This is a genomic window from uncultured Tenacibaculum sp. (assembly GCF_947502995.1).
Lineage (GTDB): Bacteria > Bacteroidota > Bacteroidia > Flavobacteriales > Flavobacteriaceae > Polaribacter.
Genome location: NZ_CANNBW010000076.1, coordinates 1 through 303 on the forward strand (window position 1 = coordinate 1; position 303 = coordinate 303).

Consider the following 303-nt stretch of genomic DNA (forward strand, 5'->3'; position numbering starts at 1 on the left):
TAATTCAAGTTTAACAGTAACAGGAGCTACAGTAGTTATTTCAGATAGTACAGGAGCTCCAGTTGAGACAATCAATACTGTTGATAGTGGAGTTAGTTTTACGAATACAACAAGATTATCAGCAGGAGTTTACACAGTAACAGTTACACATCCAGTTACAGGTTGTGAGTTAAGTGCGAGTTATGAAGTTGTTGATGTACCAGATCACTTAATCAATGTAACTCAAACAGCACCAGTTGTTTGTTTCGGATCAAGTACAGCAGCAGTAGAGATTATCTTTGATAGTAGTACGCCATATACAGG

1 protein-coding gene is annotated in these 303 nt (G+C 37.3%); it reads left to right on the forward strand.

Annotated elements, in window-relative coordinates; all coding sequences use genetic code 11:
• On the forward strand, positions 1-303 hold a 303-nt coding region (locus Q1A46_RS20805; RefSeq protein ID WP_299683580.1), incomplete at both ends, for a hypothetical protein.